This is a genomic window from Lysinibacillus sp. 10T31, from assembly GCF_056394365.1.
The window spans coordinates 1-400 of record NZ_JBFTHS010000237.1 but is presented as its reverse complement, the minus strand read 5'-3'; the positions used below and the strand labels follow the sequence as shown (position 1 = coordinate 400).

General features: G+C 50.8%; 1 protein-coding gene. It reads left to right on the top strand.

All coding sequences use genetic code 11. The features are described from left to right. Positions 1 to 22 precede the first annotated feature (22 nt). Positions 23 to 400, top strand: a 378-nt coding sequence (locus AC1DCY_RS27815; RefSeq protein ID WP_477356045.1) for a hypothetical protein, incomplete at its 3' end; no start/stop codon positions are given.

The window sequence follows — 400 nt, the reverse complement described above, 5'->3', positions numbered from 1 at the left end:
GTTTTCAACCCTCGGCGATTGTATGGACACTGGAAAAAAGAACAGCGACTGGAGCGACTTAGAGATTAAGGCTGCGGTCGATGCCTATTTGAAGATGCTGGCACTTGAGCAAAGTGGCCAGAAATTCAACAAAGCTCAGGAAAATCGCCTGCTACGCCAGGGTGTCTTATCGGAACGCACCGAAGGTTCCGTTGAATTTCGGATGCTGAACATTTCAACAGTATTGTTACGAATGGGAAGGGAGCGTATCAAAGGATACAAACCAGCCCCACATGTCGGCTCAAATGTTGAGAGCTCCATTCGTGCGGCACTGGCCGAGAGAAGCATTTTGGCCGCTGACGACTTTGCCCCCACAGCCGATGAGGAAACACTAGAGCGACGAGCCTCCCTACTTCAGAAG